The 18,294-nt window shown below is 45.9% G+C and carries 19 protein-coding genes and 1 other RNA gene; 12 read left to right on the top strand and 8 right to left on the bottom strand.

Annotation, left to right across the window (positions count from 1 at the left end; all coding sequences use genetic code 11):
- The first annotated feature begins 136 nt into the window (after positions 1-136).
- Both EAE30_RS16500 and ilvN read left to right on the top strand, forming a co-directional pair.
- Positions 137-1,858, top strand: a complete 1,722-nt coding sequence (locus EAE30_RS16500) for an acetolactate synthase 3 large subunit (protein ID WP_123016901.1) — start codon at positions 137-139, stop codon at positions 1,856-1,858.
- Positions 1,858-2,352 carry an acetolactate synthase small subunit gene (gene ilvN, locus EAE30_RS16495; RefSeq protein WP_123016900.1) on the top strand — a complete coding sequence of 165 codons (495 nt, stop codon included), beginning with the start codon at positions 1,858-1,860 and terminating at the stop codon, positions 2,350-2,352. Before EAE30_RS16500 ends, ilvN begins: the two co-directional genes overlap by 1 nt.
- A gap of 67 nt (positions 2,353-2,419) precedes the next feature.
- Here the strand turns inward: ilvN and serA are convergent, their stop codons facing one another.
- The 5 genes from serA to zapA all read right to left on the bottom strand — a co-directional run bounded on the left by serA (position 2,420) and on the right by zapA (position 5,768).
- The gene (gene serA / locus EAE30_RS16490; RefSeq protein WP_123016899.1) at positions 2,420-3,649 is read right to left on the bottom strand and encodes a phosphoglycerate dehydrogenase; all 1,230 of its coding nucleotides are present in this window, start codon (positions 3,647-3,649) and stop codon (positions 2,420-2,422) included.
- A 232-nt stretch (positions 3,650-3,881) separates the two neighbouring features.
- Complete coding sequence (gene rpiA / locus EAE30_RS16485) at positions 3,882-4,538, bottom strand: ribose-5-phosphate isomerase RpiA (RefSeq protein ID WP_123016898.1); 657 nt, start codon at positions 4,536-4,538, stop codon at positions 3,882-3,884.
- A 141-nt stretch (positions 4,539-4,679) separates the two neighbouring features.
- On the bottom strand, positions 4,680-5,258 hold the full coding sequence (locus EAE30_RS16480; protein WP_123016897.1) for a 5-formyltetrahydrofolate cyclo-ligase: 579 nt from the start codon (positions 5,256-5,258) through the stop codon (positions 4,680-4,682).
- 3 nt (positions 5,259-5,261) lie between these two features.
- Positions 5,262-5,446: non-coding RNA, 6S RNA (gene ssrS, locus EAE30_RS16475), on the bottom strand.
- Positions 5,447-5,468: 22 nt separating this feature from the next.
- Complete coding sequence (gene zapA / locus EAE30_RS16470; RefSeq protein ID WP_123016896.1) at positions 5,469-5,768, bottom strand: cell division protein ZapA; 300 nt, start codon at positions 5,766-5,768, stop codon at positions 5,469-5,471.
- Between the two features lie 239 nt (positions 5,769-6,007).
- Here zapA and EAE30_RS16465 point away from each other — a divergent pair, with 239 nt between their 5' ends.
- From EAE30_RS16465 to EAE30_RS16455, 3 genes are read left to right on the top strand one after another with little or no spacing between them, the layout of a single operon-like run.
- Positions 6,008-6,583 carry a YecA/YgfB family protein gene (locus tag EAE30_RS16465; RefSeq protein WP_123016895.1) on the top strand — a complete coding sequence of 192 codons (576 nt, stop codon included), beginning with the start codon at positions 6,008-6,010 and terminating at the stop codon, positions 6,581-6,583.
- 20 nt (positions 6,584-6,603) lie between these two features.
- Entirely contained in the window at positions 6,604-7,779 is a 1,176-nt protein-coding gene (gene ubiH, locus EAE30_RS16460; protein WP_123016894.1) for a 2-octaprenyl-6-methoxyphenyl hydroxylase, read from the top strand.
- 14 nt (positions 7,780-7,793) lie between these two features.
- Positions 7,794-9,020 carry an FAD-dependent 2-octaprenylphenol hydroxylase gene (locus EAE30_RS16455; protein WP_123016893.1) on the top strand — a complete coding sequence of 409 codons (1,227 nt, stop codon included), beginning with the start codon at positions 7,794-7,796 and terminating at the stop codon, positions 9,018-9,020.
- A 54-nt stretch (positions 9,021-9,074) separates the two neighbouring features.
- Here EAE30_RS16455 and EAE30_RS16450 read toward each other — a convergent pair whose 3' ends face one another.
- Both EAE30_RS16450 and ygfZ read right to left on the bottom strand, forming a co-directional pair.
- Complete coding sequence (locus tag EAE30_RS16450; protein ID WP_123016892.1) at positions 9,075-9,284, bottom strand: DUF1107 domain-containing protein; 210 nt, start codon at positions 9,282-9,284, stop codon at positions 9,075-9,077.
- A 661-nt stretch (positions 9,285-9,945) separates the two neighbouring features.
- Positions 9,946-10,923, bottom strand: a complete 978-nt coding sequence (gene ygfZ / locus EAE30_RS16445; protein ID WP_123016891.1) for a tRNA-modifying protein YgfZ — start codon at positions 10,921-10,923, stop codon at positions 9,946-9,948.
- Positions 10,924-11,079: 156 nt separating this feature from the next.
- Here ygfZ and EAE30_RS16440 point away from each other — a divergent pair, with 156 nt between their 5' ends.
- Positions 11,080-11,340 (top strand): FAD assembly factor SdhE, encoded by a 261-nt coding sequence (locus tag EAE30_RS16440; RefSeq protein ID WP_123016890.1) that lies wholly within the window; start codon positions 11,080-11,082, stop codon positions 11,338-11,340.
- A gap of 94 nt (positions 11,341-11,434) precedes the next feature.
- A complete protein-coding gene (locus tag EAE30_RS16435) occupies positions 11,435-11,728 on the top strand; it encodes a hypothetical protein (protein ID WP_123016889.1) in 294 nt (97 codons plus the stop codon).
- A gap of 1 nt (position 11,729) precedes the next feature.
- Here the strand turns inward: EAE30_RS16435 and nadB are convergent, their stop codons facing one another.
- Positions 11,730-13,331, bottom strand: coding sequence for an L-aspartate oxidase (nadB, locus tag EAE30_RS16430; protein WP_123016888.1), 1,602 nt, complete (start codon positions 13,329-13,331; stop codon positions 11,730-11,732).
- 372 nt (positions 13,332-13,703) lie between these two features.
- Between nadB and rpoE the strand changes: the two genes are divergently transcribed.
- The 5 genes from rpoE to lepA all read left to right on the top strand — a co-directional run bounded on the left by rpoE (position 13,704) and on the right by lepA (position 18,263).
- Entirely contained in the window at positions 13,704-14,276 is a 573-nt protein-coding gene (rpoE, locus tag EAE30_RS16425; RefSeq protein WP_123016887.1) for an RNA polymerase sigma factor RpoE, read from the top strand.
- 31 nt (positions 14,277-14,307) lie between these two features.
- Entirely contained in the window at positions 14,308-14,913 is a 606-nt protein-coding gene (locus tag EAE30_RS16420) for an RseA family anti-sigma factor (RefSeq protein ID WP_164711883.1), read from the top strand.
- Positions 14,914-14,925: 12 nt separating this feature from the next.
- Positions 14,926-15,885, top strand: a complete 960-nt coding sequence (rseB, locus tag EAE30_RS16415; RefSeq protein ID WP_123016885.1) for a sigma-E factor regulatory protein RseB — start codon at positions 14,926-14,928, stop codon at positions 15,883-15,885.
- A gap of 1 nt (position 15,886) precedes the next feature.
- The gene (locus EAE30_RS16410) at positions 15,887-16,357 is read left to right on the top strand and encodes a SoxR reducing system RseC family protein (RefSeq protein ID WP_123016884.1); all 471 of its coding nucleotides are present in this window, start codon (positions 15,887-15,889) and stop codon (positions 16,355-16,357) included.
- A gap of 112 nt (positions 16,358-16,469) precedes the next feature.
- Complete coding sequence (gene lepA / locus EAE30_RS16405) at positions 16,470-18,263, top strand: translation elongation factor 4 (RefSeq protein WP_123016883.1); 1,794 nt, start codon at positions 16,470-16,472, stop codon at positions 18,261-18,263.
- Positions 18,264-18,294: the final 31 nt, after the last annotated feature.

The raw sequence follows: 18,294 nt of genomic DNA, 5'->3' as shown, positions 1-18,294 counted from the left end.
CTCTTCCCTAGCGTTATGACGTTGGGGACCATAGCCGAAAACGAACGTTTTTCATTTAGGCTAAAAATAAGCCCTAAACTATGTAATGCACTGATGATGACAGACCAAGTTATCTAAGGTGTCGTGAGGAGATAATATGGCAATGCTATCTGGCGCAGAGATGATCGTGCAATCTCTGATTGAAGAGGGAGTCGAGCAGATCTTTGGCTACCCAGGCGGATCGGTTTTAGATATCTACGATGCGCTACACGAAAAAACGGATCAAATTAAGCACGTATTAGTTCGGCACGAGCAAGCCGCTACCCATATGGCGGATGGTTACGCACGAGCAACAGGTAAAACCGGTGTTGTTTTGGTGTGTTCAGGCCCGGGGGCCACGAATACCGTGACCGGTATTGCAACCGCTTATATGGACTCGATCCCTATGATCGTGATCTCCGGTAATGTACCTAACAACTTAATCGGCAATGACGCTTTCCAAGAGTGTGACATTGTCGGTGTATCCCGTCCCATTGTGAAACATAGCTTTTTGGTCAAAAAAGCGGAAGACATTCCTGAAATTGTAAAAAAAGCCTTTTATATTGCCTCAACAGGTCGTCCAGGGCCGGTTGTTATCGACCTTCCAAAAGATGTGATGAACCCGCAGGTTAAGCTGCCTTACCAATACCCTGATGAGATTAAAATGCGTTCTTATAACCCGACAACAACGGGACATAAGGGGCAAATCAAGAAAGCGTTAAAGGCACTGCTTGAGGCGAAAAAACCCGTTTTGTACATTGGCGGTGGCGCGATTATTTCAGAAGCCGATAAACAGATCCTTCGGTTGGCTGAGGCGCTTAATCTTCCCGTTGTCAGTACTCTTATGGGATTAGGTGCGTTTCCTGGTACCCATAAAAATGCATTAGGCATGTTAGGCATGCACGGGGTGTATGAAGCGAATATGGCGATGCATAATGCGGATCTGATTTTTGGTATTGGTGTGCGATTTGATGATCGCACCACCAATAACCTTGAAAAGTATTGCCCTAATGCCAAAGTGATGCACATCGATATCGATCCTTCGTCGATCTCTAAAAATGTCCCGGTCGATTTACCGATTGTTGGCTCGGCTGATCAGGTGCTCGACACCATGCTAAAATTATTGGCCGACAGCAAAGCCACGAACGATCCAGCTGCTCTTGAAAGCTGGTGGCAGGAGATTACGCAATGGCGTCAACGGCAATGTTTGTCTTATAACACACAAAGTGATCGTATTAAGCCTCAACAAGTGGTGGAAACTCTCTATCGTTTGACGAAAGGGGATGCCTATGTTGCCTCTGATGTGGGTCAACATCAGATGTTTGCCGCGCTCTATTATCCGTTTGATAAGCCAAGACGTTGGATCAACTCTGGCGGTCTAGGTACGATGGGATTTGGACTGCCAGCAGGAATGGGGGTGAAGTTTACTCATCCTGATGAAGAAGTGGTGGTGATTACCGGTGATGGCAGTATTCAGATGAATATTCAAGAGCTCTCGACCGCGTTGCAATATGATATCCCAGTCAAAATTATCAATCTGAACAACCGTTTCCTTGGTATGGTTAAGCAATGGCAAGACATTGTGTATCAAGGCCGTCACTCAAACTCATATATGAGTTCTGTTCCCAACTTTGTTGCCATAGCAGAAGCGTATGGACATGTTGGTATTCGCATTACCTCTCCGGATGAACTGGAATCTGGCTTACAACAAGCATTGGATATGAAAGATCGTTTGGTCTTTGTTGATATCAGTGTGGATGAGACTGAGCATGTTTACCCGATGCAAATCAAAGGGGAAGGGATGGATAAAATGTGGCTAAGCAAAACGGAGAGAACGTAATGAAACATATCATTTCACTACTATTAGAAAACCAACCAGGAGCCTTATCTCGCGTCGTTGGTCTGTTTTCTCAGCGTGGCTACAATATTGAAAACCTTACGGTTTCACCCACTGAAGATGACACGCTATCACGTTTGAATATCACCACTGAATCCGATGATTTACAACTCGAGCAGATTCAGAAGCAACTGCACAAATTAATTGATGTCCTCAAAGTGCAGGATGTGAGCGAGTTTGATCATATTGAGCGTGAGTTAATGTTGGTGAAAGTTAGGGCATCCGGTTCGGTGCGTGAAGAAGTCAAAAGCATGGCCGATATTTTTCGCGGGCAGATTGTCGATGTGACCCCCTCGCATTATACCGTGCAGATGACGGGCGATGGTGAGAAGCTGGATGCCTTTGTCGAATCTGTCGCTAAGTTTACCGAAGTGGTTGAAGTTGCACGCAGTGGTATTGTCGGTATTGCGCGAGGTGACCGCTCGCTGAAAAGCTAGCGCTGTCTGCTTGTGTCTAAGAAATAAAAAACCAGCCTGAGTAGGCTGGTTTTTTTATTGGCGATACTTAGAACAAAATCCGCGTACGAATGGTTCCGTCGATTTGTGCGAGCTTTTCTAAGACATCTTGAGAGTGTTCCGATTCCACATCGACGACCACGTAACCCATCGTAGGCGTAGTTTGCAGGTATTGTGCGGCAATGTTGATGCCATCTTCTGCAAAAATGGTATTGATCTTATTCAAAATACCAGGGCGGTTCTCGTGGATGTGTAGCAGACGAGAACTGTTACGTTGTTCTGGTAGTGAGACTTCAGGGAAGTTGACACTGGAGAGCGTTGAGCCGTTATCTGAGTATTTAGCGAGTTTACTGGCCACTTCCAAGCCAATGTTTTCTTGAGCTTCTTGAGTTGAGCCACCAACGTGTGGGGTCAAGATAACATTATCGAATTTGGTCAGTGGAGACACAAATTCTTGGGCATTCGATCCTGGTTCGACAGGAAAGACGTCCACCGCTGCGCCAGCAAGGTGTTTACTTTCGAGTGCGTCACACAAGGCCGGAATATCCACCACGGTGCCGCGTGCCGCATTAATGAAGATTGAGCCTGGTTTCATGCGTGAGAATTGCTCTGCTCCCATCATGTTTTTCGTCTCATCGGTCTCGGGGACATGCAGTGTGATCACATCACACATGTTGAGAAGCTCACTCATGTTTTGTACTTGAATGGCATTACCCAATGACAACTTATTTTCAATGTCATAGTAATAAATCGACATACCCAGACCTTCAGCGAGAATACTCAGCTGTGTACCAATGTGGCCGTAACCGATAATGCCTAATTTTTTGCCGCGTGCCTCAAAGGAGTTATCGGCACTTTTTTTCCAGATACCACGATGTGCGAGCGCATTTTTTTCCGGCACGCCACGCAGTAGAAGAATGATTTGTGCGAGTACCAGTTCCGCCACACTGCGTGTATTTGAGAACGGTGCGTTGAAGACAGGGATACCGCGCTCAGAGGTCGCGTCAAGATCCACCTGATTTGTGCCAATGCAAAAACAGCCGACGGCGACCAGCTTATCCGCCGCTTCAATAACTTGACGAGTGAGGTGAGTTCGGGAGCGTAGACCAACGAAGTGTGCATCTTTGATTGCCTCAAGCAACTGTTCTTCAGGCAGAGCACCTTTGTGATATTCGATATTGGTATAGCCTGCGGCTTGTAATGCTTCAACGGCGGTTGAATGCACGCCCTCAAGGAGCAGAATTTTAATTTTATCTTTTTCCAGTGAAACTTTAGCCATTCTTCTCGTCCTTAAATATGGTAAGGGAAAAAATAAGATATTTTGATTTTTTGAGGAAATGTTGTGTTTTTATTCTACGCAAACGTTTTCCTTAAGTGTCTACGACTCATAAATTAACAAAAAAAACGGCGTTTGGGTAAGAAAATTACGGAATAAGACAGAAATAAAATCGTTGCCATGCAGAAAAAAGCGGCACTAAGTGGTGCCGCCTTGGAGAGCGCTTCTTAGACGACTACTGAATGATGCGCGTGCCTTGAGGGGAGCCTACGATGACAATATCGGCTCCGCGTGCGGCAAATAACCCATTGGTCACGACACCAGGGAGAGCATTCAATTGACGCTCTAATTCTTTAGGATTGGCGATGTTCATATTATGAATATCAATAATGATATTACCGTTATCGGTAATCACGCCTTCACGGTAGGCCGGATCACCGCCGAGTTTAACGATCTCTCGACCAATATAGGAACGAGCCATTGGGATCACTTCGACAGGCAGTGGAAATTGCCCAAGGATATCGACGGTTTTAGAGTCATCGACAATGCAGACAAATTTATCGGCAATGGCGGCGACAATTTTTTCACGAGTCAAGGCTGCACCACCGCCTTTGATCATGTCTTTATAGGGATTAATCTCATCAGCACCGTCGACATACACATCTAGATGAGATACTTGGTTACAATCGAACACTTCAATGCCTAACGCCTTCAATTTTTCTGTTGAGGCTTCTGAGCTAGACACGGCACCTTCAATATCGTCTTTTATCGAGCCAAGCGCATCAATGAAGTGATTCACGGTTGAACCTGTGCCTACCCCGACAATACTGCCTTTTTCTACGTATTGTAGAGCGGCCCAACCCGCGGCTTTTTTCATTTCATCTTGCGTCATATCCATCTCCTGATCACGAATAAATAGGTGCGAAGCGCTGATTATATACTGAAAAAGATTGTGATGACGAGGGGCACGTCGCGATGTCTGTTCTCACCGCGTCTTCGTGATCTATTGAGCGAAGGAGGCTGGTGTCTAGGCTTACCAAATTGTGGTGGGCGTTATGATGGTTGGCAACGGAATATCCCAAGGTTCCACTGGCACGTGTTCAATACGTTGGCAGTCATGAGCGAGACCTACGGGTTTAGCGCCTTGTCCGGTTTCGAACCATGGACGCAGTGTGCGGTCATAATAGCCGCCTCCCATGCCTAAGCGTTGGCAGTGACGATCAAACGCGACCAGTGGTGTACAAATAAGGTCTAACTGAGCGGCGGGAAGAATGTCGCGTTGGTCGAGCTTTGGCTCAGCAATACCAAAGCGATTGTTCACCATCACGCTATCTTGCGTGTAGTGCAGAAAAAGTAAGTGTCCAGCAGAGAAAGGGTGAAGTACAGGTAAATAGAGGTGTTTGTCTTGCTGCCATAATGCATGAATGAGCGGTGTTGTATCTAACTCGCCATCATTGCTTAAGTACAGGGCGATATGTTGGCTGTTGAGAAACGCAGGCATTGCTAAGCATTGTTGAGCGAGTGTATGAGCCGCTTGCTGTTGAAAGTCAGGAGTGAGCTGTTGGCGCTGCTGTCGGATATGAGAGCGAATATGTTGTCGAGACTGTTGCATGAAGGGTACCCCAGAGTGCCGTTTAGGATTTTGACCCTTGAACCAGTAGGTTCAAGGCGGGTTGGCACTGATAACCGTAGGCTTCTCGATGCGAGCCGAGCTTGCTCAATAGCTACCAAATACAAACCCTTTTTTGTTGCTTATCGGCTCAGGGACGTAAATCCTAGTCACGTACACCCCAGGGTAAATTCTTTGTAGTGTCGGCGTTTGCTATCCTTGCTTGACCTTACTCAGTGCGTCTTCCAACGCTTCAGCGAGTTGCTCCATTCGCTGTTGCATTTTTGCATTATCGCTTTGTTCTTGCTTAGCTGCGTTGAGCTCATAGCTAATATTCAATGCGGCGATAGTCAGTAACTTCACTTCATTAGTTACTTTAGTACGTTCAGCCATTTCTTTCAATCGTTGATCGAGATCCATAGCGGCATTAATCAATGAATCTTTTTGCCCTTCCGGACAATTAACTCTAGTGATTTTTCCTAAAATTTCAACGTCAACCGCTTGATTACTCATGATTAATGACTCTGTTAGCGTACATCAAAATGCTATATGCCGAATAACACCGAGAGGGAACTATAGGAAAAGCCGACCTAAGATTCAAGCCTTTAACCCAGTTAAGTTGATATTAAGGTCATAAAAACTCAGTTATTGGACAATTTGAGTAAAACCTAAACATAATTGGTGACGTGGTCATTTCAGCACGATCCGTGAAGTGGTAGGATAGACATTATTTTTGCGAAAAAGATCCGATTATGAGTGATAATAAACTGCCTGATTACAACCTTCTTACTGCAGAGCTAAAGCAAGCTAGTATTGCGATTAATGCGGCTGAGCTGCATGGCTTGTTAACTGGAATGCTTTCTGGGGGGCTGGTTGTGACAGACAAAACCTGGCAAGCCGTGTTGTTTGATTATACCAATGACGGTATGGCTTGGCCGAGTCAACTTTTGAAGCAAGCGGAAACGTTGTTGGAACTGACTCATGAAGAGGTGAGTGAACTCAGTTTGTCACTCAGCTTGCTGATCCCTGATTCTGATGATAGCGCTGATGTGATGATCGTCGCGGACGGTGTCGCCGATTGGGTGAGTCACTTTATTTCAGGTTTGGGTTTGAGCAAAGCGGAAGTGAAGAAAGGGTCGGCAACGGCGAAAGAAGCGTTGGGCGACCTTGAAGAGATCTCGAAGCTCGGCGTCGATGAAGAAGATGACTTGAAAGAACAAGCGGAATTGTTGGAACATGTGATTGAACACGTTAAAGCGTGTGCACTAGCAATACACGCGGAATTTGCTGTGCGCGCTCAAGAACCAACGCAACCCACATTGCATTAATTTGAAGGGGAGAATCTAGGGTGAAAACATTTGATGTAGTCATCGCTGGTGGCGCCATGGCGGGAGGAACGCTTGCTTTGGCGATTAGTCAATTGAGTCATCAAACCTTGTCTGTTGCTGTGATTGAAGCTTATCAGCATGATAATCAAGCTCACCCCGGATTTGATTCTCGTGCGATTGCTTTATCGCATGGCACGGCTGAAACCTTAAAACAATTTGGGATATGGCCACATTTATCAGAGGTGGTGACACCGATTAAACACATCCATGTTTCTGACCGTCATCATTTTGGTATGACGGAGATTGATCACAATGATGTTGATTTAGATGCGTTAGGCTATGTTGTTGAGTTAATTGATGTGGGTAACGTCTATCGTCAGCAGTTGTCACAGCATGACAACATTACTGTGTTTTGCCCTGACAAGGTTGAAGAGGTCGAACGTCATCAAGACCATGTGACCGTCTCTTTATCGAGTGGTGAGACGGTCAAAGGTCAATTATTGGTGGCCGCTGATGGGGCGTTTTCAACATGCAGCGACTTGATTGGGCTTGATTATACCGATCACGATTTTGAACAATATGCGGTAATCGCCAATGTTGTCCCCAGTGAACCGCATCTCGGCCGAGCCTTTGAGCGATTTACGGAAAATGGACCGATTGCAATGTTGCCGATGAGCGATAATCGTCTGTCTCTTGTGTGGTGTGTCCCTGCCGATAAAGTGGCGGAGTTGATGACCGAGTCTGACGACGAGTTTCTGGCCGAGTTACAACAGGCTTTCGGTTGGCGATTAGGCGAGTTTCAGCGTGTCGGGCAGCGCGCGAATTATCCGTTGCAACTGCGAGTGCGCGATAAGAATATCAGTCATCGTTTTGCGATCGTGGGTAACGCGGGGCAAACCTTGCATCCGATCGCAGGCCAAGGCTTCAATCTTGGTATTCGTGATGTGGCGACATTAGCGGAAGAAATTACGGCCACTGAGCAGATCGGTGAATATGCACAGTTGGTGCGTTTTCAGCGTCGCCGCGAGCAGGATCGCCACGCCACAATATCTTTGACGTCTTCATTAGTTCATCTCTTTTCAAATCAATGGTTAACGTTAGCGTTGGGCCGTAACTTGGGCCTATTCACCGTCGATAATTTCCCTCAGTTGAAAACGCCGTTATTAAAGCGCACGTTAGGGATCGTTAACCGATAAAAGGTAATCAAATTATGATGCAAAGTGTGGATATTGCGATAGTGGGTGGTGGTATGGTTGGGTTAGCTTTGGCAGCAGCCTTTAAACATACTGATCTGAGAGTGGCAGTCATCGAAGGTACTGTGCCCAATGACACATTGAGTGACATGCCGGATGTTCGAGTTTCGGCATTAAGTCGTTCTACCGAGATGATTTTGCGTAACCTTAATGCTTGGAATGGGGTGATGGCTCGTCGAGCGGCACCTTATCAAGCAATGGAAGTGTGGGAACAAGACAGTTTCGCACGCATTGAATTCAGTGCAGAGCAAATGATTCAACCTAACTTGGGTCATATTGTCGAGAATAGAGTGATTCAATTATCCCTGCTCGAGCAAGTCAAAACGCAAGCGAATGTTTCTTTATACATGCCCGCAACAGTGACGTCGTTGGCGATCGGGGAAAGCGAATCGTGGTTGTCACTCGATGACGGTCAGGCGATCACTGCCAAGTTGGTGGTCGGAGCGGACGGTGCCAATTCTTGGGTACGCAAACAACTCGATATACCATTAACGCATTGGGATTATGGACACAGTGCGGTTGTGGCGAATGTGCGCACGAGTACGGCTCACGATTCGGTTGCTCGTCAGATCTTTACCCCTGATGGTCCATTAGCCTTTTTACCCTTTGCCGATCCCCATTTAAGCTCGATTGTTTGGTCAACCGATCCAGTGCGAGCTGAGCGTTTGCTTGAGATGAGTGATGCCCAATTCAATAAAGTACTAACGGCTGAGTTTGATGTTCGGCTTGGTGTTTGTGAGGTAGTTGCTGAGCGCCAAGCCTTTCCGTTGAAAATGCGTTATGCCCGCGATTTCGTTGTTGATAGAGTGGCACTGGTGGGAGATGCGGCGCATACCATTCATCCATTAGCTGGTCAGGGCGTGAATTTAGGCCTGTTGGATGCGGCCAGTCTTGCACAAGAAGTGATCGCGATATGGGAAAATGGGCAAGATATTGGTGCAAAACGCCACTTACGCAACTATGAGCGTTGGCGTAAAGCCGAAGCCGCGAAAATGATTACCGCAATGCAAGGGTTCAAAGATTTGTTCGAGGGAAATAATCCAGCGAAGAAATTAATTCGTGGTTTGGGAATGCGTCTGGTTGGTCAGCTACCAGGGGCGAAAGATGAAATTATGAAGCGTGCACTGGGTCTCAAAGGTGAGTTACCTGATTTAGCGAAAGGTCTTGTTAGCGTGCATCACTGAATCGTTGGCAAATACCGTTTTAAAGGGCTGATAGGTATCAGCCCTTTTTATATATCAGTTAGATACAGAGCAGCGTAGTTTTTTTACTTCTTGGTTGATTTCATTGACTGCTTGATAATGTCGAGTATCTGCACACGATGGAAGGATGAGTTTGCCATTATCAAACTCAAATTTACCGATATCATTAATGTAGATGTTTCCTTTAAAAAGCCGAGTGATATGTTTAGCAATCATACTAGGAGCGTAGTGCGTAAACAGTCTCATTACAGGGATCCTTCTAATTCTTAAGCCAGAGTAAGACTAGCTGATTTTCTAAATTGTACTGAGAAAATCGTTGAGCAATCGTGAAGAAAATACAAAAGTGTGTGGTGATAGGCACTTTTCTGTTTTCATCTTATGCAATATATCTTCCAACTTTTAATTTGACGAATGAATATCTAACAACTGAGTGGTTTATAGAGGTTGGGGGTGAATCACTACGTTAGCTAAGTCAGGGGAATGGTTGGATAAAAAATGCCCGCAATAGCTGCGGGCCAATAGTCACAGATGCATTACACAAAAAGTGGATTACTGATAAGTTCAGTCGACTCACTTTTGATCGTTGGTTGACTCAATCTTCATTGTGCTGACCAACAAATCCAGACTACTTTAAAAAAAAGCGTGTGACTATTTATGTTTTTAATTTGATTACATATTCATGATGAAATGTGATTATTTGTGATTTGAATCACGTAATCATGTAACTGCTGTGTGTTTTGTGGCGATTATTTCGATGTTGACGTGATTTAGACATGAGCGATTTTGATAAGTTATTCATTGTTAAACTTATCTGAATCGATGGTTGGTTCGTTCTATTCGCTTGGTGGATAAAAAAGCAGCAGTTTAGCCTGCTGCTTTTACATTTGAGATCGCTTGATTCGTTGAATTATTCAGTGTCGTCCAATGAATAGGGGAGTGGCTCAATGCGCCAGCGAGTATCTGGTTGTTCGGCGATACGCAGTACGGTATCAGCCTCCAAATTGTTGGGTAGAATCATGAGCCCTATTGCGCGATTATCGTTGAAGCTGTAATGGGTTAATAATGTATTGGCACTGCGCCAGTTGTCGCCAACGGCTCGCTCCATGGCAATGGGGTCTTGCGTATTGAGCGGAGCGCTAATATTTCCAGAAACGATATACATGGCACGTTTATTCGTGCCGCGGAATTTAGCGCGCGCAACGGTCTCTTGTCCGGTGTAGCACCCTTTATTGAAGCTTATGCCTTGCAGTGCGTGTAGGTTAAGCGCTTGCGGGATGTGAGCATTCTGATTGTGTGCATCGAGAACGGGACGTGCTTCTTCGATATCGTAACGCGTCCATATATCGTCGGTGACCACTTTACCATGAAAGTTATCAATAAAGCCTTCGGCGTTATCTGGTGCCACCAGTAATAACCAACGCTGGTCGGAAACCTTGACCGCCGTGCCCCCCGCGATCGCACGGACATTGCCTTGAGTGTCTGGTGTGATCTGATCAATCCATTGTTGGGCTCCTTCGCCCATGATACCCAATGCGACATCTTGTGTTTGTTCAATGGTCACTTTTGAAAAGACCGCGTACTTTTTGATTTCTTTCAGTTCGGTTTCGAGTCCCGATAACGGTTGAAAAAGCGCGTAGCCACCGCGATGATGAAATAACCGAAAGATGGACCATACTTTTCCTTTTGGATCACAATGTGCGCCTAAGCTACTCTCCTGCGTTGCTAAAGCCGCGACATCGCAGGTCACCTGACCTTGCAAATAGCTGGTTTGATCGTCACCTAACAGTGTTATCGCACTCCATGACGTCAGGGGGGCGATCATAAGTTCAGGAAGACGCTCTTGCGTGGAAAGTGATAGCGGTGTCACTGGTGTTGTCATAGTCATAATGGAACCACCCGAATGAGTAAATAGTATTGCTATGGTAATCGTCTGCGTTTTTTTTGTCAGCTTGAAGTGACTCTTTGATTTATGTCACTGGCTGAGTGTTATAACCCTTGTTACACTGGCAGCATACAATAATTCTAGGGATTGGGGAAAACGATGTATTCTGTAGAACAAAAAGCTCGAATTAAATGGGCATGCCGCCGCGGGATGTTAGAACTCGATGTGGTCATGATGCCGTTTTTTGATGAGTGTTTTGATAGCTTGACGCTAGATGAAAAAAATAACTTCGTGTCTTTGTTAGAATGTGATGATCCCGACTTATTTCAATGGATTATGGGGCACGGTCGCTCTGATAACCTGAAACATGCTGCTATGGTTGATAAAATTGTCGCCTACAACCTCAGCAAAACACGTTAAGTTCGCACTCCAACCATCTTTTCATTGTCTTGTAACCGCGTATACCAGTGCTTTGCTGTTGCTATGGGCGGTTACTATCTCCACGATACCTCTTGTGGCCAGCTCGGTCTGTTTTATCTTACTTTGGACATATTGCCGACCCAGCCGATTACTGCATCAGTCGTTACTGGGTGAGACGCGCTTTGTGCCTGAGCAACGGCTGATTGAGGGGCATCGCTTGATTGCCTACCAGCATGCGGATCTCAGTTATGCCCCGTTGGTGCTGATTTTCACTGAAACAAAGCGCAAGAAGTGGCTGTTATGGCGCGATGCATGCCAAGATCGCGAGTATCGGCAGTTACTTGTGCTGCTTAAACGAGAGCAGCAAGGCTCTCGTTATGCGCGTTAGTTTAGTGGGGTGGGGTTAGAATCGTCGGGCCGCTCTCGGCCAGTTTTTCAGGGTAATCGAGCGTGTAATGCAGCCCACGACTTTCCTTCCGCTTCATGGCGCATTGCACCATTAAGTCAGCAACTTGCAGCAGGTTGCTCAGTTCGATAAGGTTATTCGAGACACGGAAATGGCTATAGTATTCATGGGTTTCTTTTTGCAGCAGTTGAATACGGTGCAGGGCACGCTCAAGGCGCTTATCGGTACGAACAATGCCCATGTAATCCCACATAAACAAGCGCAATTCATGCCAGTTATGTTGGATGACCACTTCTTCATCGGAGCACGACACCTGACTTTCATCCCAAGGAGGTAAGGCCGTTGGCATGGCGACATCGGCTAAACGGTTAACGATATGTTTAGCGGCAGACCAAGCGTAGACCACACACTCGAGTAACGAGTTGGATGCCATACGGTTGGCACCGTGTAATCCAGTGTAGCTGACTTCACCTATCGCATATAAATTGGCGATATCGGTATGACCATTACGATCAACCACAACGCCACCACAGGTGTAGTGAGCAGCAGGCACGATAGGGATCGGCTCTTTGGTCATATCGATGCCTAAATCCATGAGACGAGCATGAATCATCGGGAAATGTTTCTCAATGAACTCGGCGGGTTTGTGCGTGATATCTAAGTACATGCAATCCGCGCCAAGTCGCTTCATTTCGTAATCGATCGCTCGAGCGACGACATCACGTGGCGCCAATTCGGCACGCTCATCAAAGTCCAACATAAAGCGCGAGCCATCGGGACGGCGTAAATAGGCCCCTTCTCCACGCAACGCTTCGGTTAAAAGAAAGTTGCGTGCATCTGGGTGGTATAAACACGTGGGATGAAACTGATTGAATTCTAAATTGGCCACTCGACATCCCGCCCGCCATGCCATCGCAATACCATCGCCAGAGGAGATGTCAGGGTTTGATGTATATTGATAGACTTTTGAGGCACCGCCCGTGGCGACAACGACAAATTTGGCTTTGATGGTTTCTACATGTTCATCGTGGCGGTTCCACACGTAGGCGCCTCTGACTGTTTTTTCACCAGCGACGGTTTCGGTGATCAGATCCAGCACATTATGGCGTTCGAAAACATCGATATTATCTTGTTTCTGAACGTTATCTTGCAGTGAAGATTGTAACGCCATTCCGGTTGCATCCGCGGCATGAAGGATGCGTCGATGACTGTGTCCACCTTCGCGAGTTAGGTGATAGCGGGGAGTGTTATCGTGTTGGTTGTCGAGGCGATCAAATGGAACACCACCGTCGATGAGCCACTGGACACATTCGCGAGCATTCTCGGCGATGAAGCGAACGCTGGCTTCTTCACATAAGCCATCTCCGGCAATGAGAGTATCTTGAACGTGGGAGTCAATGCTGTCGTCTTCATCAAAGACCGCCGCAATGCCTCCTTGCGCGTAATAGGTGGATCCCTCACTAAGAGGCCCTTTACTTAATACGATGACATGGCAGTTTTTCGCAAGACGTAATGCCAAGGATAAACCCGCTGCACCACTACCGACCACTAACACATCACACTGATGTTCACGATTAGCGCTCATAAAAGACTCATTTTGACTGTTCAAATAATCCGAGTAGTGTAAGCGACCTGCGGTCTGGATTCTATCGCTTTATGGTGTTCGTGATGAGGATGAGAGAAATTTGTCGACCATTTCAAGAAACATTAATGGTAAAGTGTCGATTGTTGAGCTTTTGAGTTTCTTTAGCCAATCTTTTACACTAAAAAATCATGATAGATATGACCTAGGTTTGGTGAGATTCTATGATGAAAAATTGACAAAAAATTGAACTTTATTTTAACTACTGGGTCACAATAGTGCTCATATAAGCAGTGGTATCAGAAAAATAACCTGCATAATTAATACCCATACCTGTGAAGGTAAGGGTTTATAACAATAGGAGTGACCGCTCGAATGAACGAGCAACTGACCGATCAAGTATTGATTGAGCGAGTTCAGAACGGAGATAAACAGGCTTTCAATTTGTTAGTGCTACGCTATCAAAACAAAGTATGTAATCTTATTTCTAGGTATGTGAGCAATTCGGGAGACGTTGCCGACGTCGCGCAAGAAGCGTTTATTAAAGCGTATCGAGCGATACCGACCTTTCGTGGAGATAGTGCGTTTTATACCTGGCTGTATCGCATCGCTGTCAATACTGCTAAAAATCATATTGTGGCTCAGAATCGCCGCCCACCGGCCAATGATGTTGATGCGGAAGATGCTGAGTTTTATGAATCAGGAAGTGCTTTAAAAGAAATTTCGAACCCTGAAAACTTAACGCTGTCTAAAGAGTTAAAGAAGGTGGTGTTTGGAGCGATAGAAGCCTTACCTGAGGATTTAAAAACGGCAATGACGTTACGTGAGCTTGATGGTTTAAGCTATGAAGATATTGCTCAAGTGATGGATTGCCCTGTAGGCACGGTACGCTCGCGTATTTTCCGTGCTCGTGAAGCGGTAGAGAAGAAGATAAAACCTTTGCTCTAAACCGATATTAGCAACGATTATGGTGGAAATAATGGCTGACAAAGAAAAACTATCAGCATTAATGGATGGAGAAATGATCGATAAATCGCTGATCCAAGAATTGGAAGCGGATCGTGATGCTCTCGACACCTGGAAACATTATCATTTGATTGGTGATGTTTTACGTGGTGATGCTCCGGAAACCGTGGAGTGGAATATTGCTGAAAGTGTCGCACTTGCGTTGGAAAACGAACCTGCGCATAACGCTTATCACAATAGCCAAAGCGATGTTGTTCCTCTTGAGGCGCAACCGAAACCCGTCAAGGCTCGCCGTCAGTTACCAACTTGGCTAAGTCAGTTAGGGCAGGTCGGTGTGGCTGCTTGCGTATCGCTGGTGGTGATTCTTGGGGTGCAGCAATATGGTAGCGAAGATCAAGCAGCGTCTGCCTCACAAAATGATCAGATTCCAGTATTACAAACCATCCCTTTATCTGGTACTGCTGAGCCCGTTAGCTTGACGCGTAATTCTATTCATCGTCAAGGTAGTGAAGACAACATGCAGGTGCAACGTCGCCGAGTGAACGCGCTGTTGCAAGATTATGAACTCCAACTGAGGTTGAATAGTGAGAGGCAGAGTGCGTCTCATGATGCTCAATAAATCGGTAATTGAATGAAAAAGTTTCTGATCAGTGTTGTGATGCTGCTCGGTTTGAACTCAACAAATGCCTTTGCGGATACTGTGTCTGCCAAGGCATTGTTGCATCAAATGAGTCAAGCCAGCCAACAGCTTAATTATGAGCTGTCTTATATCTTGATTAAGAAAAACAGTATTGAACCACTGCTCTATCGTCATGCTCATGAAAAGGATCAGCAGTTTGCTCACTTGCTGTATCTCAGTGGACCTGTCCGAGAGGTCATTCGTCGCGGTAATGAAATCAGTTATATTGAACCCGGCGTGAAGCCTTTTACGATTGTTTCTCACCACATGGTTGCGCCATTAATCCCGATGCTCAATAGTAAAATTGACGAACTCAGTGACTATTATGATTTCGTCAACATCGGTCGCGATCGCGAAGCGGGAACGCCATGTAATGTCATTCGTATTGTGCCGAAAGATGGTCTACGTTATTCCTATGTGCTTTGGGTTGGCGAACACAGCCATTTACCGTTGCGTGCTGATTTAGTCTCGCGCGATGGCGAAGTTCTTGAACAGTATCGAACCATTTCATATTCAGTCAGTGACAAGCTGGTTAAAATTATGTCTGGTTTAGAAAATGTGCATCTGCCAGCTGTATCGGATATTCCCAATAGCCGTGTCGAGCAAGCACCTTGGAAGGTTACTTGGGTACCCGATGGCTTTAAGTCACTCGAGATTAATCGCTATCGTATGGTGATTACTGATCGAGTGGTCGAAAATCAAATGTTCTCAGACGGGCTGTTTAATTTTTCGGTATATGTATCGAAAAAAGACGAACATTCCTTGAGTAATCAATTGATTCGTCAAGGGCGTAGAACGCTACAAACGGTCACTCAAGGTCAATATGAAATATCTGTCGTTGGCGATTTACCTCCTAGAACCGCACAACGTATTGCGAAGTCTGTGACCTTCACGACTCAAAAGGCGAATTAGTATGATGACGGCGTTAGCCACCGTACAGGGTGTCGAATCACACTCAGGTGAATACCAAATTCAATTGAGTTGTGAGCAAAAAACCAGTTGCAGCAGTTGCGCCTCTAAAAGCAGTTGTGGGACGGGATTGGTGTCCAGTGCCGTCAAAACAAAAGCGCTTCTATGGCAATTGACCACAGATAAACGTGTCCAAGCGGGACAGATTGTCGAAATTGGCTTTCCTGAAAAAAGCCTACTTCAATCGGCGGCGTTGGTGTACATCGTTCCTCTGATTATGATGATGCTCGGCACGGCGGTTGGGAGCTATTGGTTCGCACCGTTGCTGGCTGGTGGTGAAGGGATTGTTATCTTATCGGCGTTTGTTTTCATGGCGTTGGGAATTGGCTTTGCAAAATATTTATCCCCGAGGTTGGAGCTGCGCTCGCAGCAGGAAGTTGTGTTGCTGAGAGTGCTTGGAGAACCTATTGTTTAAATAAGGTGCGAAGTGTAGTGAAATTCGTTAGAATCGCCCAACTCGAAGGAATCGCTATATCATTGAGCGTTTCTATGTCTCAAATTTACCAGAGTTAAGTCATCCCGAACCTATGAAGCACATTCGTAACTTTTCGATTATCGCCCATATCGACCACGGTAAGTCGACACTATCTGACCGCCTTATTCAAGATTGTGGTGGATTGAGCAGCCGTGAAATGGCGGCGCAAGTTCTAGATTCTATGGATCTAGAGCGTGAACGTGGTATCACCATCAAATCTCAGAGTGTGACTCTTGATTATAAAGCGAAAGATGGCGAAACCTACCAACTGAACTTCATCGATACACCGGGACACGTTGACTTCTCGTACGAAGTATCACGCTCTCTTGCTGCGTGTGAAGGTGCCTTGCTGGTGGTGGATGCAGGACAAGGTGTTGAAGCGCAAACATTGGCAAACTGTTACACCGCGATCGACATGGATCTTGAAGTCGTTCCAGTGCTTAATAAGATCGACTTACCCGCAGCGGATCCTGACAGGGTTGCTGAAGAAATTGAAAACATCGTGGGTATTGATGCCATGGATGCTGTGCAGTGTTCTGCAAAAACTGGCCAAGGTATCCAAGATGTTTTAGAAAATATTGTTCGTTCTATTCCTGCTCCGAAGGGGGATCCTGATGGTCCGTTGCAGGCGTTGATCATTGACTCATGGTTTGATAACTATTTAGGTGTAGTGTCTTTAGTTCGTATCAAAAATGGTTCTTTGAAGAAGAATGACAAGATCAAAGTGATGAGCACTGGCCAAACTTGGGGTGTGGATGGCATTGGTATCTTTACGCCAAAGCGTGTACCGACTGAAGGGCTCAATACCGGTGAAGTGGGCTGGGTTGTCTGTGGTATCAAAGATATCTTAGGCGCTCCCGTGGGTGACACGTTGACACATGCCAAAAATGGTTGTGCTGAGCGAGTTCCTGGCTTTAAAAAAGTGCGTCCGCAAGTCTACGCGGGACTGTTCCCCGTGTCTTCTGATGACTATGAAAGTTTCCGTGATGCTTTGGGCCGCTTATCGCTCAATGATGCCTCATTGTTTTACGAACCAGAATCTTCTGCTGCATTAGGCTTTGGTTTCCGTTGTGGCTTCCTTGGTATGCTGCATATGGAAGTGATTCAAGAACGCTTGGAACGTGAATACGATCTTGATTTGATTACCACCGCGCCGACGGTAGTGTACGAAGTGGTCCAAAATGATGGCACGATCATTTACGTGGATAGCCCTGCGAAGTTACCGTCCGTTTCCGATATCGATGAGATTCGCGAGCCCATTGCACGTTGTAATATTTTAGTGCCGGACGAATATTTGGGCAGCGTTATCACTCTGTGTGTTGAGAAGCGTGGTGTTCAGGTCGATATGGTGTATCACGGCAAACAAATCGCGTTAACCTATGATATCCCGATGGCGGAAGTGGTCTTAGATTTCTTTGACCGTTTGAAGTCGACCTCACGCGGTTACGCATCACTTGAATACAACTTCGAGCGTTTTGAAGCCTCTGATATGGTACGAGTTGATGTTCTTATGAACGGTGACCGTGTGGATGCGTTGGCGATTATTACTCACCGTGATATCGCGCAAAGCCGTGGCCGTTTACTGGTTGAGAAAATGAAGGAATTCATTCCTCGCCAGATGTTCGACATTGCGATTCAAGCCGCCATAGGATCACACATTATCGCACGTTCCACGGTGAAACAATTACGTAAGAACGTTATTGCCAAGTGTTACGGTGGTGACGTGAGTCGTAAGAAAAAACTCTTGAAGAAACAGAAAGAAGGTAAGAAACGCATGAAGCAAATTGGTAACGTTGAGTTGCCTCAAGAAGCGTTCCTCGCCATTTTACATGTTGGTAAAGATTAAGCGTTGTACTGTTATTCTTCATGTATCCATC

This window comes from Vibrio zhugei, assembly GCF_003716875.1.
GTDB classification, from domain to species: Bacteria; Pseudomonadota; Gammaproteobacteria; order Enterobacterales; family Vibrionaceae; genus Vibrio; species Vibrio zhugei.
Note: the sequence above shows the minus strand (reverse complement) of the source record. Positions and strands in the feature narration are given on the sequence as shown.